The 23,811-nt window shown below is 71.4% G+C and carries 22 protein-coding genes; 15 read left to right on the top strand and 7 right to left on the bottom strand.

From position 1 onward, the window contains the following. Positions 1-28: 28 nt before the first annotated feature. Together B0I32_RS05630 and recO are read right to left on the bottom strand one after the other, a co-directional pair. On the bottom strand, positions 29-802 hold the full coding sequence (locus B0I32_RS05630) for an isoprenyl transferase (RefSeq protein ID WP_106235565.1): 774 nt from the start codon (positions 800-802) through the stop codon (positions 29-31). Continuing rightward, positions 799-1,533 carry a DNA repair protein RecO gene (gene recO, locus B0I32_RS05625; RefSeq protein ID WP_106235563.1) on the bottom strand — a complete coding sequence of 245 codons (735 nt, stop codon included), beginning with the start codon at positions 1,531-1,533 and terminating at the stop codon, positions 799-801. The genes B0I32_RS05630 and recO overlap by 4 nt, the downstream gene beginning before the upstream one ends. A 150-nt stretch (positions 1,534-1,683) precedes the next feature. Between recO and B0I32_RS60840 the strand changes: the two genes are divergently transcribed. The 5 genes from B0I32_RS60840 (at position 1,684) to B0I32_RS05600 (ending at position 7,191) form a co-directional block, all read left to right on the top strand. Beyond that, on the top strand, positions 1,684-3,222 hold the full coding sequence (locus tag B0I32_RS60840; RefSeq protein ID WP_106235561.1) for a CDP-alcohol phosphatidyltransferase family protein: 1,539 nt from the start codon (positions 1,684-1,686) through the stop codon (positions 3,220-3,222). Next, positions 3,219-3,938: a DUF5941 domain-containing protein gene (locus tag B0I32_RS60835; RefSeq protein WP_106235559.1), complete on the top strand. Its 720-nt coding sequence runs from the start codon at positions 3,219-3,221 to the stop codon at positions 3,936-3,938. The genes B0I32_RS60840 and B0I32_RS60835 overlap by 4 nt, the downstream gene beginning before the upstream one ends. Positions 3,939-4,093: 155 nt before the next feature. Next, on the top strand, positions 4,094-4,927 hold the full coding sequence (locus B0I32_RS05610; protein WP_106235557.1) for a hypothetical protein: 834 nt from the start codon (positions 4,094-4,096) through the stop codon (positions 4,925-4,927). Continuing rightward, a complete protein-coding gene (locus B0I32_RS05605) occupies positions 4,927-5,655 on the top strand; it encodes a vWA domain-containing protein (RefSeq protein ID WP_106235555.1) in 729 nt (242 codons plus the stop codon). The genes B0I32_RS05610 and B0I32_RS05605 overlap by 1 nt, the downstream gene beginning before the upstream one ends. 189 nt (positions 5,656-5,844) lie before the next feature. Further along, positions 5,845-7,191 (top strand): glycoside hydrolase family 16 protein, encoded by a 1,347-nt coding sequence (locus B0I32_RS05600; protein WP_245955610.1) that lies wholly within the window; start codon positions 5,845-5,847, stop codon positions 7,189-7,191. A 72-nt stretch (positions 7,192-7,263) separates the two neighbouring features. On the opposite strand, the gene B0I32_RS05595 is transcribed toward B0I32_RS05600, so the two are convergent. Next, positions 7,264-8,472, bottom strand: a complete 1,209-nt coding sequence (locus B0I32_RS05595; protein ID WP_106235551.1) for a hypothetical protein — start codon at positions 8,470-8,472, stop codon at positions 7,264-7,266. A gap of 92 nt (positions 8,473-8,564) precedes the next feature. Between B0I32_RS05595 and B0I32_RS05590 the strand changes: the two genes are divergently transcribed. Then, entirely contained in the window at positions 8,565-9,521 is a 957-nt protein-coding gene (locus tag B0I32_RS05590) for an isopenicillin N synthase family dioxygenase (RefSeq protein WP_219911659.1), read from the top strand. A 7-nt stretch (positions 9,522-9,528) separates the two neighbouring features. Here B0I32_RS05590 and B0I32_RS61365 read toward each other — a convergent pair whose 3' ends face one another. Further along, positions 9,529-11,892: a GH1 family beta-glucosidase gene (locus B0I32_RS61365; RefSeq protein ID WP_106235547.1), complete on the bottom strand. Its 2,364-nt coding sequence runs from the start codon at positions 11,890-11,892 to the stop codon at positions 9,529-9,531. A gap of 124 nt (positions 11,893-12,016) precedes the next feature. On the opposite strand from B0I32_RS61365, the gene B0I32_RS05580 reads away from it, so the two are divergent. The 3 genes from B0I32_RS05580 to rocD all read left to right on the top strand — a co-directional run bounded on the left by B0I32_RS05580 (position 12,017) and on the right by rocD (position 14,643). Continuing rightward, on the top strand, positions 12,017-12,502 hold the full coding sequence (locus B0I32_RS05580) for an Lrp/AsnC family transcriptional regulator (protein WP_106235545.1): 486 nt from the start codon (positions 12,017-12,019) through the stop codon (positions 12,500-12,502). Positions 12,503-12,625: 123 nt separating this feature from the next. Continuing rightward, positions 12,626-13,423 carry a dimethylargininase gene (ddaH, locus tag B0I32_RS05575; RefSeq protein WP_106235543.1) on the top strand — a complete coding sequence of 266 codons (798 nt, stop codon included), beginning with the start codon at positions 12,626-12,628 and terminating at the stop codon, positions 13,421-13,423. Between the two features lie 2 nt (positions 13,424-13,425). Further along, positions 13,426-14,643 (top strand): ornithine--oxo-acid transaminase, encoded by a 1,218-nt coding sequence (gene rocD / locus B0I32_RS05570; protein WP_181307039.1) that lies wholly within the window; start codon positions 13,426-13,428, stop codon positions 14,641-14,643. Positions 14,644-14,729: 86 nt separating this feature from the next. Here the strand turns inward: rocD and B0I32_RS05565 are convergent, their stop codons facing one another. Together B0I32_RS05565 and B0I32_RS05560 are read right to left on the bottom strand one after the other, a co-directional pair. Further along, on the bottom strand, positions 14,730-15,440 hold the full coding sequence (locus B0I32_RS05565; RefSeq protein WP_106235539.1) for a class I SAM-dependent methyltransferase: 711 nt from the start codon (positions 15,438-15,440) through the stop codon (positions 14,730-14,732). A 5-nt stretch (positions 15,441-15,445) separates the two neighbouring features. Continuing rightward, positions 15,446-16,981 carry an alkaline phosphatase D family protein gene (locus tag B0I32_RS05560; protein WP_435830714.1) on the bottom strand — a complete coding sequence of 512 codons (1,536 nt, stop codon included), beginning with the start codon at positions 16,979-16,981 and terminating at the stop codon, positions 15,446-15,448. A gap of 231 nt (positions 16,982-17,212) precedes the next feature. Here B0I32_RS05560 and B0I32_RS05555 point away from each other — a divergent pair, with 231 nt between their 5' ends. Beyond that, positions 17,213-18,490 (top strand): Glu/Leu/Phe/Val family dehydrogenase, encoded by a 1,278-nt coding sequence (locus B0I32_RS05555; protein WP_106235537.1) that lies wholly within the window; start codon positions 17,213-17,215, stop codon positions 18,488-18,490. 80 nt (positions 18,491-18,570) lie between these two features. Continuing rightward, positions 18,571-18,774 (top strand): hypothetical protein, encoded by a 204-nt coding sequence (locus B0I32_RS05550; protein WP_106235535.1) that lies wholly within the window; start codon positions 18,571-18,573, stop codon positions 18,772-18,774. A gap of 73 nt (positions 18,775-18,847) precedes the next feature. On the opposite strand, the gene B0I32_RS05545 is transcribed toward B0I32_RS05550, so the two are convergent. Beyond that, positions 18,848-19,294 (bottom strand): MarR family winged helix-turn-helix transcriptional regulator, encoded by a 447-nt coding sequence (locus tag B0I32_RS05545; protein ID WP_106236062.1) that lies wholly within the window; start codon positions 19,292-19,294, stop codon positions 18,848-18,850. 56 nt (positions 19,295-19,350) lie between these two features. Here B0I32_RS05545 and B0I32_RS05540 point away from each other — a divergent pair, with 56 nt between their 5' ends. The 4 genes from B0I32_RS05540 (at position 19,351) to B0I32_RS05525 (ending at position 23,756) form a co-directional block, all read left to right on the top strand. After that, a complete protein-coding gene (locus tag B0I32_RS05540) occupies positions 19,351-20,421 on the top strand; it encodes a substrate-binding domain-containing protein (RefSeq protein ID WP_245955654.1) in 1,071 nt (356 codons plus the stop codon). A gap of 84 nt (positions 20,422-20,505) precedes the next feature. Next, positions 20,506-21,873, top strand: coding sequence for an APC family permease (locus B0I32_RS05535; protein ID WP_106235533.1), 1,368 nt, complete (start codon positions 20,506-20,508; stop codon positions 21,871-21,873). After that, a complete protein-coding gene (locus B0I32_RS05530) occupies positions 21,870-22,874 on the top strand; it encodes an acetamidase/formamidase family protein (protein WP_106235531.1) in 1,005 nt (334 codons plus the stop codon). Before B0I32_RS05535 ends, B0I32_RS05530 begins: the two co-directional genes overlap by 4 nt. Positions 22,875-22,931: 57 nt before the next feature. Next, positions 22,932-23,756, top strand: a complete 825-nt coding sequence (locus B0I32_RS05525) for a trypsin-like serine peptidase (RefSeq protein ID WP_106235529.1) — start codon at positions 22,932-22,934, stop codon at positions 23,754-23,756. Positions 23,757-23,811 lie beyond the last annotated feature (55 nt).

Below are 23,811 nucleotides of genomic sequence, written 5' to 3'. Positions count from 1 at the left end.
TGGCCGGTGGCGTGGCCGGGTCGCGCGGTCAGACCTGGTTGGGGATCGCGCCGCCGTAACGCCGGTCGCGCTTGGCGTAGATCTCGCACGCCTCCCACAGGTCGCGCCGGTCGAAGTCGGGCCACAGCCGGTTGAGGAAGACCATCTCGGCGTAGGCCGACTGCCACAGCAGGAAGTTGGAGAAGCGCTGCTCGCCCGACGAGCGCAGGAACATGTCGACCGGCGGGATCTCCGGCTCGTCCAGGTAGCGGGCGAACACCTTCTCGCTGACCTTGGACGGCTTGACCCGCCCGGCCGCGATGTCGGCCGCCAGCCGGACCGCCGCGTCGACGATCTCGGCCTGCCCGCCGTAATTGACGCAGAACTGCAATGTGAGCTTGCGGTTGGTGAGCGTCATCTGCTCGGCGGTCTGCAGCTCGGAGATGACGCTCTTCCACAGCCGCCCAGGCCGCCCGGCCCAGCGCACGCGCACGCCCATCGCATTGAGCTCGTCGCGCCGCCGCCGGATGACGTCGCGGTTGAACCCCATCAGGAAGCGCACCTCGTCGGGCGAGCGCTTCCAGTTCTCGGTGGAGAACGCATACGCGCTCAGATAGGGGATGCCCAGCTCCAGCGCGCCCTCGATGACGTCGAACAGCGAGGACTCACCCGCCTTGTGCCCCTCGGTGCGGGGCAGCCCGCGAGCCTTGGCCCAGCGCCCGTTGCCGTCCATGACGATGGCGACATGCTGGGGCACCAGCTCTTTCGGGATGGACGGCGGGGTCGCTCCCGACGGGTGCGGGGTCGGCGGTCGTACGTTCACGCGGGCTCCCTTTCGACGTGTCGGAGAGAGCGTATTCCGTGTTCGAGGTGCCATTGCAGGTAGGCGGCCACCAGGCCGCTGCACTCGCTGCGATGGCGCGGCTCGGAGGCGTCGGCGGCGGCCCAGTCGCCGCGCAGCAGCGCCGTCATGAGGCCGAGCGTCTCCCCTGCGGGCACGGCCGCGCCGGCCGGCTTGCACGCCCCGCACACCACGCCTCCCGCGACGATGGCGAACGCCCTGATCGCCGGCGCCTGGCACTTGGCGCAGGCCTCCAGCGCGGGGGCGTAACCGGCCACGGCCAGGGAGCGCAGGAAGTAGGCGTCGAGGACCAGCCTGGCCTCGTGCCCCCGGTCGGCGAGCGTGCGCAGCCCGCCCACCAGCAGCAGGAACTGCCGCAGCGCCGGCTCCTTCTCCCCGTGCGTCAGCCGGTCGGCGGTCTCCAGCATCGCGCTGCCCGCGGTGTAGCGGGGATAGTCGGCGGCCAGCGCCTCGCCGTAGGGCCTGATCGTCTCCGCCTGGGTGACCACGTCGAGCGTGCGGCCGGTGTGAAACTGCACGTCGACATGGGTGAACGGCTCAAGCCTGGCCCCGAAGCGGGAGGTCGTGCGGCGCACGCCACGCGCCACCGCCCGGACCTTGCCGGTGCGCTTGGCCAGGACGGTGATGATCCGGTCGGCCTCCCCGAGCTTCTGAGTGCGCAGGACCACGCCTTCGTCACGGTAGAGACTCACTCGGACATCTTACGGCCACCCCTATACCGGCGGACGGGACGTTACGGGCATGCTCTGTTGACGCGACTTTACGTCACCGTCACTAGACTTTGACGCCTGTCCCCGCATCACCCGTTGTTCAACCCCCCGCTACCGCCTCGAAAGGGAGTCATGACCCGCGTGGTCCTGCTGGGTTCCTCACCCGGCCCCGACACCTCTCCGACCGGCCTGAGGCTGGCCGCGCTGCCCGGCACCCCCACTGTGGCCGAGCGCCTCAACAGCCAGCTCACCTCGATGGATCCGCGTTTCGCCACGATCCAGTCAGGCGACGTGGCCACCGCCCTTCGCGCCCTGGCCGACGTTGCCGAGTCCGCAACGGAGAACCTCTTCATCATCCCGGAGAACTCGGTCGTCCACGACGAGCTGATCTACCAGATCACCAAGTCCAAGCGCGGTGCGCTGGCGCTCGTCGCGAAAGAACCGCGTGTGGGGGTGACGGAGGAGCAAGAGGACAACGGCCAGGACGACAACGGTCCTGAAGACCGCATCCCGATCGACGAGGCCGACCCCGAGATCGGGCTCAACCGCGTCGAGGGGCTGCCCGTACGCGTCCGCGTCGGCAAGTCGCGCGTCGTCTCGGTCGGCACCGCCAACCACGCCGTGACCAGGCCCAACGCGGTCATCCTCGGCCCGTTGCACATCAGCGCGCGCAACGCGCCGACGCTCGCCGCCACCTGCCGCGAGCTGGCCGACATGGCCGACCGGTTCGGCGCCGACGACGACCTGATGCAGCTCGTCGTGTTCGGCCTGGTGCGCAACGGCGTGTCGGTCGGCATCAGGGGCCGCCGCGACCTGTTCTACCGCCGGGTCACCACCCAGGAGGAGATCAACGAGGCCGGCGCCGAGATGGCCGGCATGGACGAAGACCGCGCCCGCCTCAACAACGCGGTCAAGGGCGCCGACGGCTTCTTCACCACCTACTTCGTCTCCACCTACTCGCGCTACATCGCCCGCTGGGCCGCCCGGCGCGGGCTGACGCCCAACCAGGTGACGCTCATCTCGATCACCCTGGGCGTGGCCGCGGCCGCCTGCTTCGCCACCGGCGACCGGCCCTGGATGGTGGCGGGCGGCGCGCTGATCTACTTCGCCTTCGTGTTCGACTGCGTCGACGGGCAGGTGGCCCGCTACGCGCGCAAGTTCGGCGTGCTCGGGGCCTGGCTGGACGCCACGTTCGACCGGTTCAAGGAATACGTGGTCTTCGCCGGTCTGGCCGTCGGCTGGGTCGTCTCGGGCAACGGCGACGACATCTGGATCCTGGCGCTGGCCGCGCTCGGCCTGCAGTCCGTCCGCCACCTGCTCGACTTCTCCTTCGGCATCTCCAACCGCCGCAGCAAGACCCCCAACCCGCTGCCCACGACGCCGCTCGACGCCCCCGACGACCGCGAGCTGCGCCAGGCGCTCACCCGCCGCAAGGCCGAGCGGAGCCAGGGGCTCCGCGGCGTGCTGAAGATGTGGACGAAGGCGGGCAAGTACCGTGTGGTCCATTGGGCGCGTAAGATGATCGTCTTCCCCATCGGCGAGCGTTTCGCGGCCATCGCGATCACCGCCGCCCTCTTCGACGCCCGGATCACCTTCATCACCCTGGTGATCTGGGGCTCCGTCGCCGCCGCCTACACCCTCACCGGACGCCTCATGAGGTCGCTCGTATGATCACCCACCCGCAGGCCATGGCCACCCCCACGCCGGACCCCGACGAGGAGCGCCGCCGCATCCAGACCGCCCGCCTCGTCGCCTACCGCGACGACGGGCCCCTCGCCCACGCGCTGTCCACCAAGATCGGCGGCGGCGTGCCGCCCGTCCCCGCCACGCTGGTGGCCCTGCTCGCCGTGGTCGGCATCACGGCCGCCGGGCTGCTCGACCGCGGGCCGATCCTGCTGCTGCCCGTGGCGATCGTGCTGCTGCTCGTGCTGCCGACGACGCCGCGCGACCACCTCGGCCGCTTCGACTGGCTCACGCCGCCGCTGCTGCGCGGCGCGGAGTTCCTCACCGTGATCGCGGTCGGCCTGGCCGCCGACGCGCCGAAGTGGCTGCTGTTCGTGCTGGTGTACGTGGTCGGCTACCACACCTACGACACCGTCTACCGCACGCGGCAGAGCATCTGGCCGCCCGCCTGGGTGTTCCGGGCGGGGCTCGGCTGGGAGCTGCGGCTGCTCATCATCGGCGTCGGGGCGGCGCTCGATGTGCTGACGCCGGTCCTGGCGGTGCTGACGGCGTACCTGTTCGTGCTGTTCGCGGTGGAGAGCGTGACGAGCTGGGTGCGCCTGGACAAGGCCTCCGCCCAGGCGGGCGCCGACGCCGAGCAGGACCTGGAGGCCTCCCCTGAAGACGCCCTTGAGCAGGCCACGGGCGAGGCCGAGAAGGGCTGACCTTCCGCCGACCCCCCGTCGCGGCGCCGCACACTCGTGCGGCGCCGCGCGCTTTTGGCTTTCCGGCGCGCCATCGGGGGCACTGACTCCTTAGTCTGGGTTTCAGGGACACCTCGGGACCGGGGTGCCGGTCCGGGCGGAGCCAGGAGACGCGGATGGCGTTCTTGTCGCGGCTGTTCAAGCGGGCCGATCCGCCGGCCGAGCGCGAGGAGGCGCATCGGCGGGGGATGCGGGACGCCCGCGAGCATCCCCTGAGCGAGTTCACCGATCCCGACTTCCAGCCCGCGTACGTGACGGAGATCCGGGCCCTGGCCCGTGAGGAGATCACGCGGGTGGACCGGAGGCTGGCCGCCACGCGTACGGCGCTGCTGGAGCGGGCGCTCGGGGAGCGGGAGACGATCCTGCGCGAGCTGGGCCGCGCCGACACCCGCCCGCCCGTGAACGGCCACGCGCGCCCGCCCTCGGGGGATGGCCCGGCGTCGGCGGCGGACCCGTTCATCTCGATCGCGGAGTCGAGGGCGCGGCGGGAGGAGGCGCGGCGGCGGGTCCTGGTCGAGGAGTCGAACGCCGGCGTGCAGCGCTCACGGGCCCGCATCGAGCACCTCACCCAGGAGTGGGAGAGCGCGCTGATCGAGCGCGACCACGAGGTGGAGGCGGTGCACGCCAGGGCCGAGCGGCTCATCGCGGCCTACAAGAGCGGTGTGCTGCGCGGCCATCCGCGCAAGGAGGAGATCCCTTCCTTATGGAAGGGCGAGGTCGTCGCGATGGACGCCACCGGTGACCGGCCGGCGGCGGTGTCGGGGCGGGAGGAGATCGGGCGGATCCTGCGGGAGGTGGAGGCGCGGATCGAGGTGTGGCACGCGGAGGTGTTACCCCGCGAACTCCCCGCCGCTCCCGAAACCGGGACCACCCCGGAGCTCACCCGGCAGGACGCCCCGAAGCCCCCGCCGGGGGACGGCCCGGGGGACGCCGCTGGAGGCGGGGGCTGATGGGCTGGGGTGGGAGGGGCGCGCGGCGGCTGGGCGCGGGGGTCGGGGCGCTGGCGCTGGCCGTCGCCGGGCTGGCGGGCTGCGGCACCGAGGCGAGGGGCGTCTGTGGCGTGATCGTGGACTCCACCAGCTACGCCGACCCGGCCACCTCCAGGAACGACGTCACCTCGAAGCTGCCGCCCTTCACCGAGGGCTGCGACTGGATCGCCTTCGCCGCGGTCACCGGCAGCTCCGAGAGCAGCACGTGCCGGCAGGACCCGGTCGCGCTGGCCGCCACCAGGGCCGAGAACCCGAACGACAACCCGGTCGTCGAGGAGCGGGTCAGGGAGCATCGCGTCACGGAGGTGCTGCCGAGGGCGGTCAAGCTGTTCGACTGCCCCGCCGAGGGCGACGGCTCCGACGTCCTGGGGGCGCTGCGTTATCTGGTCAAGCAGCTCAGCGCGCACCGGCGGCCGGACAGCGCGCACCAGATCATCGTGTTCAGCGATCTGATCAACAACCGCGGCGACCTGGACGTCAACCGGCTGGACCTGAGCGAGGGCGCGCGGCAGCGGAAGATCAAGGAGCTGAGGGACGCCCGGCTGCTGCCCGACCTCAGCGGGTACGCGGTGGTCGTGCACGGCTTCCTCCGTGCGAAGACGTCGGACCCCGACCGGTTCCCGCTGCTGGAAGGCTTCTGGAGGGAGTCGTTCGAGGCGGCGGGAGCGGCCACGGTGGACCTGCTCTGAGCCGGACTGGAGAGCGCTCTCTGACGCTTTTCTGTGCCTCGTCACCACGCTTGCTGGTGCCCTGTGCGGATTGTTGACAGGAAGTCACGCCTGTGTTCACATCTGGTGAGAGCGCTCTCTCACCCCGCCTCAGCACCCCCTGGAGCGATGATGACAACAGAGATCAGGTACAGACGCCGCCTGGCGGCTGTGGCCGTGGTGCTCCTGGCACTCAGCGGCCTGCTCGTCAGAGTGGCCGTGAGTGCCTCCGCCGCCGTCCCGCCCACCCCCTCGGGCTGGTCGCTGGTCTGGTCGGACGACTTCAACGGCTCGGCCAACACCCTCCCCTCATCGTCCAACTGGATCATCGACACCGGGCACGCGTACCCGGGAGGACCCGGCAACTGGGGCACCGGCGAGATCCAGAACTACACCTCCAGCACCTCCAACCTGAGCCTCGACGGCTCCGGCAACCTGCGCATCACACCCCTGCGCAGCTCCTCCGGCGAGTGGACCTCGGCCCGCATCGAGACCAGGCGGGCCGACTTCAAGCCCGCCGACGGGCGCGTGCTGCGCATCGAGAGCCGGATCCAGATGCCGAACGTGACCGGCAACGCCGCTCTCGGCTACTGGCCGGCGTTCTGGGCGCTCGGGGCGCCGTACCGGGGGAACTACTGGAACTGGCCGGCGATCGGCGAGTTCGACATCATGGAGAACGTCAACGGGCTCAACTCCGTGTGGGCCGTGCTCCACTGCGGCGTCAACCCGGGCGGGCCGTGCAACGAGACCACCGGCCTGGGCGCCAGCCGCGCCTGCCCCGGCTCCACCTGCCAGTCCGCGTTCCACACCTACCGCTTCGAGTGGGACCGCAGCGTCAGCCCCAACCAGCTGCGCTGGTACGTCGACGGCCAGCAGTTCCACAGCGTGAACCAGGCCCAGTTCGACGCGACGACCTGGAGCAACATGACCGGGCACGCCGGCTACTTCCTGCTGCTCAACGTGGCCATGGGCGGAGCCTTCCCGAACGCGCTCGGCGGGCAGACGCCGACCGCGGCGACCGTGCCGGGGCGGCCGATGACGGTCGACTACGTGGCGGTGTGGCAGAGCGGCAGCAACGGCGGCCCGACCGACCCGCCCGGCGGGGTCGACGCCCGCTCGACCATCCAGGCGGAGGCGTACCAGGCGCAGTCCGGCACCATCACCGAGGCGACCACCGACTCCGGCGGCGGCCAGAACATCGGCGCCATCACCAACGGCGACTGGCTGCGTTACGACGGGGTCGACTTCGGCTCGACGGCCGCCACCCAGTTCCGCGCCCGGGTCGCCTCCGGGGCAGGGGCCGGGGTGAGCGGGCTCGTCCAGGTACGCCTGGACAGCCCGACGGCCACGCCCATCGGTGACTTCGCGCTGGGGAACACCGGTGGGTGGCAGAGCTGGCGTACGGTGCCGGCCAACATCTCAGGCGTGACGGGGACGCACACCGTCTACCTGACCTTCTCCTCCGGCCAGCCCGCCGACTTCGTCAACGTCAACTGGTTCAGCTTCTCGACCTCCTGAGGGGACTCGGGCCTTCAGGAGCCCCGCCGAGCCCGGTCACCTTCCCGGGCTCGGCCCTCGCATAAGGGACGGTCAGGGACGAGTAGTGCGGCGGTGGTGGACGATGCGTTCGGCCCAGCTGGCCGCCTCCGGATCCCTGAGCCCCTCCACGACGCCCCCGAGGTAGGCCGTCCCCAGGCTGTCGAACCCGCTGTCGAGCTGCCGCACCCGCCCGGCCCGCCGCCGTTCCACCCCTTGCAGGTACTGCGCGATGCTCTCCGCGTACGAGGCGTCGCGCTGGTACGCGGCCTGGGCGGCGGCGCAGGCGCGGGACTCGGCGTCACGCTTGGCGCGCAGCTCCCACAGGCGGCGGTCGTTCGGGTTGTGCATGCGCCGTCCCAGGTCTGCGGCGATGAGGGCGGTGGCGATCAGCAGCGCGAGCAGCAGGATCATGGTGGGCAGCTGCCCGACCCCGTCGGAGGTGGGGCCGATCTCCTGGCCGTCCACCACCAGCGGCCTGACCAGGGCGTCGCGGCGCAGGACGGCCACGGCGGCGATGAGGCCGAGCCAGACGAGCGCCGCGCCGATCAGCAGCAGGCGACCCCTGAGCGGGCTGCCGTGCTCCTGCCACGACCGGAACGCGCGCCCGTACATGTGCGGCGCCACGAGCATGATCAGGGCGGCGCCCGCGGCCAGGAGCGCGGTCATGGCCACACTGTCGCCCCAGCTCAGGATGACCTGGTAGAGGATCGGCACCTCGACGATCAGCAGCAGGAGCAGCAGCAGCGCGGCGGGCAGCCAGCGGCGCACGACCGGCCAGCGGCTGCCCGAGACGGCGATGGAGCTGGGCCGGCCGTCGCCGGGGCGCCTGCTGGGCTGCTCCAGCTCCGCGACCCGGCGCTGACTGTCCTCCAGGGCCTTCCTGGCCTCCCCGAACGCGCGCTGCGACTCCGCCAGGCTGATCTTCTGGCCTTCGAACTCCGCCCGCGCCCGCTGGATCTCCTGCTCCGTGCGCTCCTCGATCCTGGCCAGCTCCTCCAGCCGCTCGTCCTCCAGCTCGTGGAAGCGGGGCACGCCGCCGGTCTGCAGGGTGAGCGTGTCGATCTGGCCGTCGGCGGCGTGCGCTCGGCCCAGCTCGCGCTCCTCGCGCCGGCGCGCCGCCCAGTCGGGCAGGTGGTAGAGGTCGCCGTCGTACGCCACGGCGGGCGCCCGGCGGACGACCTCTCCGTCCTCGGCGCCGTCCGTACGGTCGCGGCCGAGGGAACGGTTGGGGCGGGAACGGTTGCGGCGTAACAGGCGCATCGGGCCTCCACGGCGGGGTTCTCCCTTCGATGCTAAGTCGCGCATCCGCCACGGCCATGGATACCCGGGCGATTTGGGGAACAATGGTGCGGGTGAGCGCATTGCCGGTGATCGATGTGTCGCCCCTCCTCGCCGCCGCAGCCGGCCCTGAGTCAGAAGCGGGCAGGCAGCGGGTCGCGGAGGAGATCGGGGCGGCGTGCCGGGAGAGCGGCTTCTTCTACGTCTCGGGTCACGGCGTGCCGGCCGAGCTCGTCGACCGGCTCGACGCCGCCGCCCGGCGCTTCTTCGCCCTGCCGGAAGAGGTGAAGGACGAGATCCGGATGGAACGGGGCGGCCGGGCCTGGCGCGGCTTCTTCCCGGTCGGCGGCGAACTGACCTCAGGGCGTCCGGACCTGAAGGAGGGCGTCTATTTCGGCGCCGAGGAACCGGCGGGCACGCTGCCGCTGCACGGCCCCAATCTCTTCCCCGAGCAGGTCCCCGAGCTGCGCGAGGCGGTGCTGGCGTACCTGCGCCGGATGACGGAGCTCGGGCAGGCGGTCATGGGCGGGATCGCGCTGAGCCTGGGCCTGGACGAGGACTACTTCCGTACGGGCTACACCGCCGACCCGACCATCCTGTTCCGGATCTTCCACTACCCGCCGAGCCCGCCTGACGACGACGGCTGGGGCGTGGGCGAGCACACCGACTACGGCCTGCTCACCCTGCTCCTCCAGGACGCCAACGGCGGCCTGCAGGTCCGTACGCGATCCGGCTGGATCGACGCGCCCCCGGTGCCGGGCACGTTCGTGTGCAACATCGGCGACATGCTCGACAAGCTCACCGCCGGCCACTACCGCTCCACCCCGCACCGAGTCCGCAACCGCAGCGGCAACGAGCGTCTCAGCTTCCCGTTCTTCTTCGACCCCGGCTGGGACAGCGAGGTCCCGCCCCTCCCCTACGCCCCTGGACGCCGGTGGGACGGCCAGGTGGACTTCACCGGCACGTACGGCGAGTACCTGCTGTCCAAGGTCTCCAAGGTCTTCCCCCGCCTCTTCGAGCAGCAACTCTGAGCCGCCCTCAGGCCGACTCGCGCACGACGAGCCGGGCCGGGAGCACGACGGAGGTGGTGTGCCGTCCCTCCAGGCGTGACAGCAGCAGCCGGGCCAGCGCGAGCGCTTGGTCGGCGACCGGGACGCGGACGGTGGTCAGCGCCGGGGTGGTGGCCGAGGCGGCGTCCACGTCGTCGAAGCCGACGACCGCCAGGTCCTCCGGCACCCGCCGGCCGGCCTCCCGCGCCGCCGTGAGCGCTCCGATGGCGAGCTGGTCGGTGGCGGCGAAGACCGCGTCCAGCTCCGGGTCGTCGCCGAGGAGACGGTGGGTGGCCGCCGTCCCCGCCGCGCGGGTGAGGTCGTCGGCCACGGCCAGGTGCGGGCGGAGGCCCGCCCGCCGCAGCGCCGTACGGTGGCCGGCCAGCCGGTCCTGCACGGTGACCAGGTCCATGGGGCCGCAGATCATGCCGATGCGCCGCCGGCCGAGCGAGACGAGGTGGTCGGTGGCGGCCGCCGCGCCGCCCGCGTTGTCCACGTCCACGTACGGGACCATCGAAGCGATGGGCGGCTTGCCCAGCAGCACGACCGGCACCTCGGTGCGCGAGAGCCGCTCGGCGAGGGTGTCGCCCCGGTCGGGCGGCAGCAGCACGACCCCGTCCGCCAGCCGCCCCTCGACGTGCGCGACGATGCGGCGATGACTCTCGGCCGTGTCGGCCAGCATGAGCGTGATCTGCTTGCCCGCGCCCTCCAGCAGGCTCGTGACGTACTGGACGACGGACTGGACGACAGCGGCCGTCAGCGCGTCACCGCCCTGGCGGGGCACGGACAGCACGAGGGCGACGGCGTTGGTGCGGCGGGTGACGAGGCTGCGGGCGGCGGCGTTGGGCACGTAGCCGATCTCCCTGACGGCCCGCATCACGGTGGCCCGCACCTCGGAACTGACCGACGACTCCCCGTTGACGACGCGTGAGACGGTGGCCCTCGACACCCCGGCGCGGGCGGCCACCGTCTCCAGGGTCGGGCGCCTGGGCCGGGCCTCGGTCAGGCCGTTGCGGCTGATGACGTCGCGGTACCACAGCGCGCTGTCCTTCAACCGGCGTTTCTGGGTGGCGAAATCGACGTGCACGAGACCGAACTTGCGCTGGTACCCGTCGGCCCATTCGAGATTGTCGAGCAGCGTCCAGACGAGATATCCGCGTACTTTCGCGCCTTTCTCGACGGCGCCCCGCAAAGCCCGCAGGTGTTCCTCGACGAAGCTGATCCGGTCGACGTCGTGAATGCCGTCGCCGGTCACCACGTCCACGAAGTCGGCGCCGTTCTCGGTGATCATCAGGTCGAGGTCGGGATATTCGCCGGAAAGGCGGTCGAGGAGCAGCGCGAGGCAGTTGGGCACGATCGGCCAGCCCATGGCGGTGACGGCCGTGGGAATGGTGCAGAAGAGGATTCCCTCGCTGCCGGGAAAGGCCGCGCCGGCGGGCTCGCTCGGCTGGGCCTGGACGACCAGCGGGGTGTAGTAGTTGACGCCGAGCAGGTCGAGCGGCTGGGCGATGACGTCGAGGTCCCCGTCGCGTACGTGGCCGAGACCGCCGTGTCGCTCGGCGATCTCCAGCAGCTCGGCGGGATAGGCGCCGCGCAGCATCGGTTCGAGGAACTGCCGGTTGACCAGGGCGTCGATCCGCGCGACGGCCTCGGCGTCCTCCTCCGACAGCGTCCTGCCGAAGTCGCTGACCTGGGCCGGCGTCATCACGGGCGAGATGTTGAGCACGGCGCCGACCTCGGCGGCTCCGGCGTCACGCAGGGCCCGTACGCCCAGGCCGTGCGCGAGCAGCATGTGGTGGGCGGCGCGGAAGGCGTCGGGGGCCGACGCGCGGCCCGGCGCGTGCACGCCGGAGCCGTAGCCGAGGAAGGCCGCCACCCACGGCTCGTTCAGCGTGAACCAGGTGCCGACCCGGTCGCCGAGCCGCTCGTGCACGGCGGCGGCGTAGTCGGCGAAACGACAGGCCGTGTCCCGCGCGGGCCAGCCGCCCGCGTCCTCGGCCCATTGCGGCAGATCCCAGTGATAAAGCGTGGCGTACGGCGTGATGCCCGCGCCGGTCAGCTCGTCGACCAATCTGTCGTAGAAGTCGAGCCCGGCTTGGTTGACCTTTCCCGAGTCGTCGGGAAAGACCCGCGTCCAGCTCACCGAGAACCGGTAGGCGGCCATGCCCAGCTCTTTCATCAGCCGCACGTCCTCGGGATAGCGGTGGTAATGGTCGCACGCCTCCGCCCGGTCGGCGGTGAAGGTGTCCCAGATCGACGGGGTGCGGCCGTCGGCGGAGGTCGCCCCCTCGATCTGGAAGGCCGAGGTGGACACTCCCCAGACGAAATCCTCGGGAAAGCCGGCGATAGTCATGCTGCGAAATACCTTCCGGTCACAAGTCGAAGGGGCGGCGCTCGACGGGGGTCGCCGCCCGCCCGCCCAGTCTCCCGCGTGCCGCTCGTCGCGCGCCAGCCTGGCCAGGCGGTATACAGAGCGCGTGGAACTGGACCGGCTCGATCGTGACATCATCGCGGCGCTCGTGGACGACGCCCGCCAGACCTACGCCGAGATCGGCCACCGGGTCGGGCTGAGCGCCTCGGCGGTCAAGCGGCGGGTGGACCGGCTGCGCGAACTGGGGGCGATCACCGGGTTCAGCGCGCGGGTGGCGCCGCAGGCGCTCGGCTGGACGACCGAGGCGTACGTGGAGCTGTTCTGCCAGGGCAAGACGAAGCCGTCGGACATCGCGCTGGCCGTGGCCAGGTTCCCCGAGGTCGTGGGCGCGGCCACGATCACCGGCGAGGCGGACGCGCTCCTGCACATCAGGGCGACGGACGTGCGGCACGTCGAACGGGTGATCGAGCGCATCGCGGCGGAGACGTTCGTGGTGCGGACGAAGAGCGCCATCGTGCTGTCGCGGCTGGTGGACGCAACTCACAACCCGTCCGTGCCCGAGGTGCGCAACGAATCCCCCTCGATCGGGTGAAAGACGCAACCGATCGGCGGCAAGACGCAATGTCAACCCCTTGGCTTGCCCAATCGGGCATTCCTAGGCTGGGCGCGTCCCCTGAAGGGGGTTTTCCCTGGTTACGACCCGTTGGAGCGTTGCATGCCCAAACACTTCCTCATGTGCCGCCCGGACTACTTCACGGTCGAGTACACGATCAATCCGTGGATGCGTCCCGAGGCCGGAGCGGACCGTGACGTGGCGGTCCGGCAGTGGGAGGGCCTCAAGTCGGCGTACGAGGAGCTCGGACACCAGGTGAGCCTGATCGACCCGATCGAGGGGCTGCCCGACATGGTGTTCGCCGCGAACGGCGCCCTGGTCGTGGGCGGCCGCGTCTACGGCGCGCGCTTCGCCTACCCGCAGCGCGCCGCCGAGGGCCCGGCCTACCTGCGCTGGTTCACCGACCGCGGCTACGAGGCGCTCGAACCGTCCCACGTCAACGAGGGCGAGGGCGACTTCCTCACCCTGGACGACGTCATCCTGGCCGGCACGGGCTTCCGCACGGACGTGGTCGCCCACCAGGAGGCGCAGGAATACCTGGGCCGGCCCGTCGTCTCGCTGACGCTGGTGGACCCGCGGTTCTACCACCTCGACACGGCGCTGTTCCCGATCGACGGGCACAACGTCGGCTACTACCCCGCCGCCTTCTCGCCGGGGAGCCTCGCGGTGCTGCGCCGCATGTTCCCCGACGCGGTGATCGCGACGGACCGCGACGCCGAGGTACTCGGGCTGAACGCGGTCAGCGACGGCACGAACGTGGTCGTCAACGCCGAGGCCTCCGATCTGCAGCTGGAGCTCAAGCGGCGCGGCTACGAGGTGATCCCGGTCGATCTGTCGGAGCTGCGTAAGGCGGGCGGCGGCCCCAAGTGCTGCACACTTGAGATCAGGGGGGAGAACTGATCATGACCACCAGCGCAGAGCTGATCGAAGTGAGCGAGCGCCGCAGCGCGCACAACTACCATCCACTGCCCGTGGTGATCCACGAGGCGCACGGCGCCTGGGTCACCGACGTCGACGGCAAGCGGTATCTGGACTGCCTGTCCGGCTACTCCTCGCTCAACTTCGGCCACGGCCATCCGAAGATCATCCAGGCCGCGAAGGAGCAGCTCGAACGGCTGACGCTGACCAGCCGCGCCTTCTATCACGACCAGTTCGCGCAGTTCTGCGCCGGGCTGGGCGACCTCACCGGCAAGGACCTGGTCCTGCCCATGAACACCGGCGCCGAGGCGGTGGAGACCGCCATCAAGGTGGCGCGCAAGTGGGGCTACGAGGTCAAGGGCGTCGAGCCGGACCAGGCCAACATCATCGTGATGGAGGGCAACTTCCACGGCCGTACCACCACGATCGTCAGCTTCTCCACCGACCCCGACGCGCACGACAACTTCGGCCCGTACACGCCGGGCTTCCGCGTCGTCCGCTACGGCGACATCGAGGCGATCAGGCAGGCCGTGGACGCGAACACGGTCGGGGTGCTGGTCGAGCCGATCCAGGGCGAGGCCGGCGTGCTGGTGCCGCCGGACGGCTACCTGGGCGAGGTGCGGCAGCTGTGCACGGCCCAGGGCATCCTGATGATCGCCGACGAGGTCCAGTCGGGGCTGGGGCGCACGGGCCAGACGTTCGCGTGCGACTTCGAGGGCGTCGTGCCCGACATGTACGTCCTGGGCAAGGCCCTGGGCGGCGGCGTCGTCCCGGTCTCGGCCGTCGCGGCCAACCGGGACGTGCTCGGGGTCATCCACCCCGGCCAGCACGGCTCCACGTTCGGCGGCAACCCGCTGGCGTGCGCGGTGGCCAACGCGGTGATCGAGATCCTGGGCACCGGCGAGATCCAGGCCAGGGCCGCCAAGCTGGGCGAGCTGCTGCACACGCGGCTGCGCGACCTGGTCGGCAAGGGCGGCGTGGTGGCGGTGCGCGGGCGCGGGCTGTGGGCGGGCGTGGACATCCACCCCGACCTGGGCACCGGCCGCGAGGTCTCGAAGGCGCTGCTGAAGCGGGGCGTGCTGGCCAAGGACACGCACGGGTCCACGATCCGGCTGGCGCCGCCGATCGTCATCTCGGAAGAGGACCTGCTCTGGGCGATCGACCAGTTCACCGACGCCGTCTACGACCTGCAGCACCCGTAACAGGGCAGCCGTAGCGCCGGTGAGCCCGGCGGAGCGGAAGGAGGCGGCAGGGGCCCGGCCACCGGTGGTGGCCGGGCCCCGGCATGTCATGCGGGCAGCGACCACACCTGCATGCCGTCGGGCGCGTCCTCGGCGACGAACCCCTGCTCCTTCAGCTCGGCCACCAGGACCTCCCCGGCCGGCCAGTGACTGGTGGAGACCACCTCGTCCTCGCTCACCACCACGCCGCGCTGCCTGGTCCGGTAGACGAAGCGCGAGGTGACGCTCTCCCCCGAGGCGTCGAGCACCTGCCCGGCCACCTCGTACGTGTGCCGCCCCACCGGATAGGAGCCCATGGACACGAGCTCCCCCGGCACGGCCGCGCCCCGCTGCCGCCAGTTGAACAGCAGCCGCCCGCCCGGCTCCAGCTGCCTGGCCAGCACCCGCCACAGCTCGGCCCGTTCGGCGGCGGAGAAGCTCTGCAGCACCGAGATCATCACCACGGCCTCGACCGGCTCGTCCACGTCCACGTCGAGGGCCCCGCACGGCAGCACGGTCACCCGCCGGAGGGCCGGCGGGTCCTGGGCCAGCCGGGAGACGAGCACGGAACGCATGCCGAGCGACGGCTCGACGGCGTAGATCTCGGCCGGGGTGGCGCGGGCGATCACTTCGGTGATCAGGCCCGTGCCCGCGCCGATCTCGATCACACCGCGCCGCACCCCGGCCAGCAGGGGCGGCAGCAGCTCACGGATCAGCGGCACGTGCCCGTCCTCGTGCCAGAGATCGTAGAAGGGTACGGCGACGGCGTTGGCATCCATGGAGATCAGCGTAGGCGGGCGGAGTCGATCGGCTTGACCACCTCGCCGGTGGAGCCGTACCAGGTGACCTCGTCGGGCAGGGTCAGCACGGCGAGCGCGTTCTGGAACAGCGGGCCCTTCGTGATCCGCCAGCGGAACGGCGGGCGCGGGATGCCCGCCGAGCGCGCCAGCAGGCCGCCCACCAGGGTCGCGATCGAGAACTGGGTGAACACGTTGGCCCAGCGCAGCATGCGGCTGAGCGGGTTGCGGATCGGCGAGCAGACGATCTGGAAGACGGGCCCGCGATCGGCTTTGGCCAGGTAGGAGTAGTGCACGTCGCCCGACAGGATCATCACCGGCTTGCCCAGCCCGATCAGCAGCCGGGCCAGGTCCTCGAACGAGCGCCGGAACGCCGCCCAGTGCTCCAGGTCGATGGCCTGCCGGAACGTCTCCGACCACCGCCGCACCACGGGCCCCCACTTGCCGTCGCTCAGGGCCTCGTTCCAGTTCTGCACGCCGTGGACGCCCTCGGGCAGCAGGAACGGGATCGACGAGCCGATGATCAGCTGCTCGGTCGGGCGGCTGACCTGCTCCTCCAGCCAGGCCCACTCGTCTGCGTCGAGCATGCGGCGGTTGCCGGGCGTGAGCTGCCTGGCGCACCGGGTGTCGACCATGATGAGCCGGGCCGGGCCGAGGTCGCGGGCGTAGCTCCAGCGGTTGCTGGTGGGCTCGGCGTCGGCCTTGTCGGCGAAGGCGTCGAGGGCCTGCCCGCCGTCGCCCTCCATCAGCTTGCGCAGCAGCGGGTCCTCCGCCCGCTCGGCGGGTGAGAGGTTGCCGAGGTGCTGGTAGATCCAGTACGCCCCGAGCCCGGCCACCACCCGGCGGCGCCACCACGACGTCCTGGCCATCTGCTCGCGCCAGGGCTGCGAGGTGTTCCAGTCGTCGCGCAGATCGTGGTCGTCGAAGATCATCGCGCTCGGCACGGTGGACAGCAGCCACCGGATCTCGGTCTCGGTCCACGCCTGGCGGTAGAGCTCGGCGTACTCCTCGAAGTCGGCGATCTCGCCCTGCGGCTCGGTGTCCCTGCGGGAGCGGATGTAGGCCAGCATGTCGGGCGAGGGGTTGTCGGCGTAGACCTGGTCGCCGAGGAGCAGCAGCAGGTCGGGCCACTCGTCCTCGCCGGCCTCGGGGAGGTGCTCGCCGAAGGCGCGCAGGACGTCGTCACCGTGGGAACGCACGTGCGCGGCGTCGTGGGGCACGCTGGTGCGGCACGATCCGAACGCCACCCGGCGCACCCCTTCCCGGGGCAGCAGCCTGATCCGGGACGGCGGGCGACCCGCCATCGGCCAAACCCGCTCCCCGTCGAGCTCCACCGTGTACGACGCGATATCCTGGGACAACTCGACGAGATCCACGATCGCGTAGTGGTGACCGTGCACGGTGAAGGTGGGCGACCGGTAAGTCCTGCCTCCCGCCTCGACGGCGACCGTGCAGGGCTCGGCGGTCTCCACCCAGATCGACGCGCTTTCGGAGTCGACATACCGCAGCATCGGCCCCACCACCAGTGCGGGCAATGGACAAACCTCCTGGTTCGACGTTCCGTCACACTCTCGTGCGCAAGCCTGCCAGAGTGGCGCGGTCCGCCACATCCGATCAACGGCTTCGATTTCTACCAAAACTCGGCAAGGTCAAACGCCCCGCTCTAGGATGATCGTGACATCAACGCCCAAAAGGGAGAGGCAACGGCGCCTCTTCCGATAAAAAGGGCGTACATATCGGGAGGAAGTTCTTCCATGAGCATCATGGTGCCGTCAACGACGCCGGCCCTGATCACCCCGGGCCGTCAGGCCCTCGACTCCGCGCTGCACCAGCTCGACCGGGCCGCCGAACATCTCGGGCTCGACGACGGGCTCCGCACGATGCTGGCCACGCCCCGCCGCTCCCTGACCGTCTCGGTCCCGGTGCGTCGCGAGGACGGACGCCTGGACGTCGTCCAGGGCTACCGGGTGCAGCACAACGTCTCACGCGGCCCCGCCAAGGGCGGGCTGCGGTTTCATCCCGCCGTCGACATCCACGAGGTCACCGCGCTCGCGATGTGGATGACGTGGAAGTGCGCACTGGTCGGCATCCCGTACGGCGGCGCCAAAGGCGGCGTGGCCGTGGATCCGACCGGGCTCACCACCCGCGAACTCGAACGGCTGACCCGCCGCTACGTCAACGAGATCCTGCCGCTGATCGGCCCGGAGAAGGACATCCCGGCCCCCGACGTCGGCACCGACGAGCGGACCATGGCCTGGATCATGGACACCTACAGCGTCAACACCGGATACTCGGTGCCCGGCGTGGTCACCGGCAAGCCGACGACGCTGGGCGGCTCGCTGGGACGCGCGGGCGCGACCTCGCGGGGCGTGCAGATCGCGGCGCTGGCCGCGCTCGGCCGCTCGCCCGAGGGCGTGACCGTGGCCGTGCAGGGCTTCGGCAAGGTGGGCGGCCCGGCCGCGCAATACCTGGCCGACGCGGGCTGCAAGGTGGTGGCGGTCTCCGACGTCAGCGGGGCCGTCTACAACGCGGCCGGCCTCGACGTGGCCCGCCTGCGCGCCTGGGCGGCCGAGTCGGGCGGTGTGCGCGGGTTCCACCAGGCCGACGAACTGCCTCGTGAGGACCTGTTCGAGCTGGACGTGGACGTCCTGGTCCCGGCCGCGCTCGAAGGCGCGATCACCGAGGCCAACGCGCCCCGGGTGCGCGCCCGACTGATCGTCGAGGGCGCCAACGGGCCCGTCACGCCCGAGGCGGACGAGATCCTCGCCGCGAACGGCACCACGGTCGTGCCCGACATCCTGGCCAACGCCGGCGGGGTGATCGTGTCGTACCTGGAGTGGGTGCAGAACATGCAGGCCTACTCGTGGAGCTCGGGCGACGTCGAGCTGAAGCTGCGCGAGCTCATGCTGGCCGCCTACGCCGAGGTCACCGCCACGGCCGCGGACCGCGGGCTGACGCTCAGGCAGGCGGCGCACGTCATCGGCGTGAGCCGGGTGGCCGAGGCGCACCAGATGCGCGGCCTGTACCCGTGACCGTGCGACCTACTTAAGTAGCGGGAGGCCCGCCCAAGGTTCGATGCCCTGGGCGGGCCTCGTGCCGCATCGTGATGCGCATGAGAGGCATCATCAACATCGTCGGCGTGATCGCCGTCATCCAGGGCGTCGCCGGATTCGTCGGGCGGATGTGGTTCGACAGCGAGTGGGGCTTCCTGCACCGGCTCGTCGACCTGCCGCTGCCGGCCTACCTGGGCGTGGCCGCGGCCGGGCTGGTGGCGTTGATCGCGGCCGATACGAGCAGGAAGCGCGAGGATCGGTGAGGCGTCCGCGCTGAGCACCGTCCGCTCCGACGGTCTGAGCTTCGTGCGGGTGGTCAGAGCTTCGTGCGGGCGGTCAGAGCTTGAGCTCGGCGTAGTCGAGCGCCTCGACCAGGCCCTCCAGATCGCGCATGAGCTGCTCGGTGCGTTCCTGCCCGAACGCCCGCGCGATCTCCCCCTGCTGCTCGGCCACCGTGCCGTCCACCCGCGCCAGCAGCTCGGCGCCGCGTTCGGAGACGAACACCGCCACCCGCCGCCGGTCGCCCTTCGCCGGCCCCCGGTAGACCAGCGCCCGGTCGATGAGCCGGTCGACGGCCTTGGTCAGCGTGGGGTGCGGCATGAGCACGGCCGCGGCCAGCTCGCCCATCGACTCGCCGCGGCCGTCGGCCAGGGCCCGCATGATGCGCCACTGCTCGACCGTGACGTCCTCCCCGGCGAGCACCGCGGCCAGCCCGCGGTTGACGCCCCGCTCCGCACGGCTGAGCAGGTAGGCGAGTGAGGACCCCAGCCCGGAGGTGGTCATCGCAAGGTCCTTTCGTCGGGGAGCTAGAAGGGAGGATACTCGTCGGCGTGGCGCCGATGGTCGATCCCTTCGAGGCACGACTCCTCCCGTCGGGCTCGGTCAGGGTCGCGCTGATCGTGCCCGTCTCGGGCGTGCTGGGCCTCATGGGCCCGTGCGCGATCAACTGCGCCGTGCTGGCCGCCGAGGAGGTCAACGACCGGGGCGGCGTGCTGGGCCGGCCGATCGAGCTGGTCCTGGTCGACGGCGGGCGTCCCGCGCGGGTGGTGGCGGCCGAGGTGGCGGAGCTGGTGCGGTCGGGCACGGTGCGGGCCGCGGTCGGGGCGCACGCGAGCGACGTGCGGGTGGAGGTGGTGGCCGCGATCGCGGGGCGGGTGCCGTTCGTGTACGCGCCGCCGTACGAGGGCGGTGGCCGGGCGCCCGGTGTCTACTTCCTGGGCGAGACCCCCGACCGGCAGCTCGCCCCCGGCATCGAGTGGCTGGCCGGCGCCCGGCGGGCGCGCCGCTGGTACCTGCTCGGCAACGACTACATCTGGCCGCGCCTGGTGCATGCCAGCGCCCGCAGGAGGCTGCGGGAGACGGGGGCGAGCGTGGTCGGCGAGAGCCTGGTCGCGAACGGCGGTGCGGTGCCCCTGCTGGAGCGGGTGGCCGAGGCCAGGCCGGACGCCATCCTGCTGACGCTGATCGGCAGCGACCTGATCGACTTCAACCGCGCGTACGCGGCCTCCGGCCTGAGCGCGGCCCGGCTGTGCGGCGCGCTGGAGGAGCACGGCCTGCTCGGCATCGGCGGCGACGCGACGGGCGGCCTGTACGCCTCCATGGGCTACTTCCGCGACCTGCCGACCACGGCCGGCCTCGGCTTCGCGCAGCGGTACGCGGCCAGGTTCGGCCACGACGCCCCCTTGCTCAACGCCCACGGCCACGGCTGCTACGAGGCGGTGGCCATGCTGGCCGCCCTGAGCGCGCGGGCCGGCTCGCTGGCGGTGCCGGCGCTCGACGCGGCGGCCGACGGGGCCACGATCACGAGCGCGCGCGGCACGGTCACGCTGCTCGACCGGCAGGTCCGCCACCCCGTCCACCTGGGCCGGGCCGACGGCCTGAGTTTCTTTCTAGAGAAACCTTTTCAATAGAAAGCTTTGGCTCTAAGGTGCGAAACGCCCCCCGGGCAGCCCTCAAGCACCCCGCGCAGCCCCCCAGGCAGCAAGGAGCCGTCCATGAGCACCATCGAACAGTTCGGCTACCGGCAGGAGCTGAAGCGCACGCTAGGCTTCGCCGACCTGATGATCTACGGCTTGATCTTCATGGTGCCGATCGCGCCCTTCGGCATCTTCGGCTACGTCTTCTCCACCTCGCACGGGATGGTGGCGCTGGCGTACGTGATCGGGCTGCTGGCGATGGCGTTCACGGCGCTGTCGTACGCGCAGATGGCGCGGGCCTTCCCGATGGCCGGATCGGTCTACACCTACGCCGGGCGCGGCATCGCGGCTCCGGTCGGGTTCATGGCCGGCTGGGCGATCCTGCTGGACTACGTCCTCGTGCCCTCGCTGCTCTACCTGATCGCCAGCGGCGCCATGCACTCCTTCGTGCCGGCGATCCCCGTCTGGGCCTGGCTGGTCATGTTCGTGCTGCTCAACACCGGCATCAACTACCTGGGCATCCAGATGACGGCCAGGATCACCCGGGTCATGCTGGTCGCCGAGCTGGCCGTGCTGGCGATCTTCCTCGTGGCCGGCGTCGTCGCGCTGGCCCAGGGCAAGGGCCAGGCGGGCGCGTTCTCCCCGATCTTCGAGTCCTCCTCCTTCACCTGGAGCGTCATGTTCGCGGCCGCGTCGGTGGCCGTGCTGTCGTTCCTCGGCTTCGACGGCATCTCCACGCTGGCGGAGGAGAACCGCGAGGACGCCAGGCGCCTCGGCCGTTCCATGCTCGCCGCGCTCGGCGTCGCGGCCGTGCTGTTCGTGGTGCAGACCTGGGTGGCGGCGCTGCTCACCCCCGGCAGGGACAAGCTGATCGCCGAAGGCGACCTCACCGGCAACGCCTTCTACGACACCGCCGCGTTCGCCGGCGGGCAGTGGCTGGCGGTGCTCACCGCCGTGGCCACCGCCATCGCCTGGGGCTTCGCCAACTCGCTGGTCGCGCAGGCGGCCACCTCGCGGCTGCTGTTCGCCATGGCCCGCGACCGGCAGTTGCCCAGGTTCCTGGCCAAGGTGGACCCGAAGCGGCAGGTGCCGGTCAACGCGACCTTCGCGGTGGCGGGTATATCGCTGGCCGTGGGCCTGTTCATGAGCACCAGGGAGCAGGGCGCCGGGGAGCTGACCTCGCTGGTCAACTTCGGCGCCATGACCGCCTTCCTGCTGCTGCACGTGGCCGTGGTCGTCCACTACGCGATCAGGCAGGGCAGCCGCGACTACTGGGCGCACCTGGTCGCGCCGGTGATCGGCTTCGGCATCCTGGTGGCCGTGGTGATCAACCAGAACGTCGCGGCCCAGTGGGTCGGCGGCATCTGGCTGGCCCTCGGCCTCGTCGTCCTCGGCCTGTCGTACCTGTCGGGCCGCGGGCCCGTCCTTCCCAAGGAGGTCAAGTGAACGTCGTCTCCTACCGTCCCGCCCCTGAGGAACTGAGCTACACCTTCGGCGGGCGCGCGCCCGTCGGCAAGGTGCGGCCGGGCACGATCATGGAGCTGTACACGGAGGACTGCTTCGGCGGCCTGGTCAGGAGCGTGGACGACCTGCCCTCGCGGGTGTGCGAGTTCCCCTACCTCAATCCCGTGACCGGGCCCTTCCATGTGGAGGGCGCCGAGCCGGGCGACACCCTGGCGCTGCACTTCGTCTCCATCACCCCGGCCAGGGACTGGGCGGTGTCCACGACGTTCCCCCACTTCGGCGCGCTGACCGGCACGCACACCACGGCCATGCTCCAGCCGCCGCTGGAGGAGCGCGTCTGGCGCTACGACATCGACCTCGGCCGGGGCGTGGCCGTCTACCACGCGCGCAACAGCGACTTCAGCGTGGCGCTGCCGCTCGACCCGATGCACGGCACGGTCGGCGTGGCCCCCGCCGCGAACGAGGCCCGCATGACGATCACCCCCGACGCGCACGGCGGCAACATGGACACCCCCGAGCTGCGCGCGGGCGTCACCGTCTACCTGGGCGTCAACGTCGAGGGCGGCCTGTTCTCGATCGGCGACGGGCACGGGCGGCAGGGGCACGGCGAGGTGTGCGGCACGGCGGTGGAGTCGGCGATGAACACCGTGGTCGCGGTCGAGCTGATCAAGGGCATGGCCACGCCGTGGCCCCGGCTGGAGGACGACCTGCACCTGATGTCCACGGGCTCGGCCAGGCCGCTGGAGGACGCGTACCGGATCAGCCAGCACGACCTCGTCACCTGGGCCGCCGAGCTGACCGGGCTGGACACGCTGGACGCCTACCAGCTCGTCAGCCAGGCCGGGCAGGCGCCGGTCGGCAACGTGTGCGACACGAACTACACGATGGTCGCCAAGATGCCCAAGGAGTATCTCGGCCGGGCGGCGGTCTACGAGTCGGCGCACGAGCGGCTGCGGGCCCTGGGTTCGGCGTACACAAGATAGGGTAAACATTGATGTCGCAGGTCAGAGCATTGATCATCTTCCCCTTAGAGTGGGACGGTGCTCAGGTTGGTGCTCTCTCTGGTCCTGCTCGATCCAGCCGCCCTCACCGAGGTGTCCCAACGCAACGTGCCCGTTCCCCGCGTGCTGACGCCTGACGGCGACCGCCTGGGCTACGCGCCGGTCCCGCGCCCCTACACGGGGCCGCGGCGGCTGACCGGGGTGCTGCTCGGCCGCGACCCCGTCGCGAAGACGGACGTGCTGTGCGGGGGCACGGTGATCGGCACGCGCAGCCGCAGCCTGGTGCTGACGGCGGCGCACTGCCTCTATCACGACGGGCGGCTGCTCAAGCGGCTGGCGTTCCTGCCGGGCTACGACAGGGGCCGGCCGCCGCTGGGGGTCTGGCCCGTCGTGCGCACGTGGGTGCCGGCGCGCTGGCGCAGCAGGCCGTTCTCCTCCGAGCTGCTGCCGTACGACGTGGGGCTGGTCGGGGTCGAGCGCCGCAAGCGCCCGCTGGAGGACGTGACCGGGCGCGGGCTGCCGCCCATGCCCACGGCCAGGGGCACCGAGCTGCGCGGGCTGGAGCTGCTCGGCTATCCGGTGGGCCGGGGTTATCCGGGCACCAAGATGTACCGGTGCGTGGGCGACACCGTCGAAGGCGTCTCGGAAGGGCCGGGGCTGATGGTCACCCGCAACTGCCACGCCGCCGCGGGCGGCAGCGGCGGGCCCGCGTTGTACGGGGGGTCGGTGGCGGGCGTCGTGTCGTCCTCCAGCCCGCTGAGCGACGCCAAGGGCTACACGGTGCTGACCCGGCTGGGCGACCGGTTCGGCCGGATGCTGGCCAGGGCCGACCGCGCGATGCGCCTGCTCACCCCCACCGGCTGACCCGCGCTCACCCGCGGCCGCGCGGCCGGGTCGCGGACCTTTCGCTCTGCCCGCC

This window comes from Nonomuraea fuscirosea, assembly GCF_003001935.1.
GTDB lineage: Bacteria > Actinomycetota > Actinomycetes > Streptosporangiales > Streptosporangiaceae > Nonomuraea > Nonomuraea fuscirosea.
The sequence above is the reverse complement of the archived record's forward strand: the minus strand, read 5'-3'. Positions and strand labels throughout refer to the sequence as shown.

Bases quoted from the DNA above. Each gene is read 5' to 3' on its own strand.
- B0I32_RS60840 (WP_106235561.1), top strand. From the start codon at position 1,684: ATGACCCGCGTGGTCCTGCTGGGTTCCTCACCCGGCCCCGACACCTCT.
- B0I32_RS60835 (WP_106235559.1), top strand. From the start codon at position 3,219: ATGATCACCCACCCGCAGGCCATGGCCACCCCCACGCCGGACCCCGAC.
- B0I32_RS05610 (WP_106235557.1), top strand. From the start codon at position 4,094: ATGGCGTTCTTGTCGCGGCTGTTCAAGCGGGCCGATCCGCCGGCCGAG.
- B0I32_RS05605 (WP_106235555.1), top strand. From the start codon at position 4,927: ATGGGCTGGGGTGGGAGGGGCGCGCGGCGGCTGGGCGCGGGGGTCGGG.
- B0I32_RS05595 (WP_106235551.1), bottom strand. From the start codon at position 8,472: ATGCGCCTGTTACGCCGCAACCGTTCCCGCCCCAACCGTTCCCTCGGC.
- B0I32_RS61365 (WP_106235547.1), bottom strand. From the start codon at position 11,892: ATGACTATCGCCGGCTTTCCCGAGGATTTCGTCTGGGGAGTGTCCACC.
- ddaH (WP_106235543.1), top strand. From the start codon at position 12,626: ATGCCCAAACACTTCCTCATGTGCCGCCCGGACTACTTCACGGTCGAG.
- rocD (WP_181307039.1), top strand. From the start codon at position 13,426: ATGACCACCAGCGCAGAGCTGATCGAAGTGAGCGAGCGCCGCAGCGCG.
- B0I32_RS05565 (WP_106235539.1), bottom strand. From the start codon at position 15,440: ATGGATGCCAACGCCGTCGCCGTACCCTTCTACGATCTCTGGCACGAG.
- B0I32_RS05555 (WP_106235537.1), top strand. From the start codon at position 17,213: ATGAGCATCATGGTGCCGTCAACGACGCCGGCCCTGATCACCCCGGGC.
- B0I32_RS05550 (WP_106235535.1), top strand. From the start codon at position 18,571: ATGAGAGGCATCATCAACATCGTCGGCGTGATCGCCGTCATCCAGGGC.
- B0I32_RS05545 (WP_106236062.1), bottom strand. From the start codon at position 19,294: ATGACCACCTCCGGGCTGGGGTCCTCACTCGCCTACCTGCTCAGCCGT.
- B0I32_RS05540 (WP_245955654.1), top strand. From the start codon at position 19,351: ATGGTCGATCCCTTCGAGGCACGACTCCTCCCGTCGGGCTCGGTCAGG.
- B0I32_RS05535 (WP_106235533.1), top strand. From the start codon at position 20,506: ATGAGCACCATCGAACAGTTCGGCTACCGGCAGGAGCTGAAGCGCACG.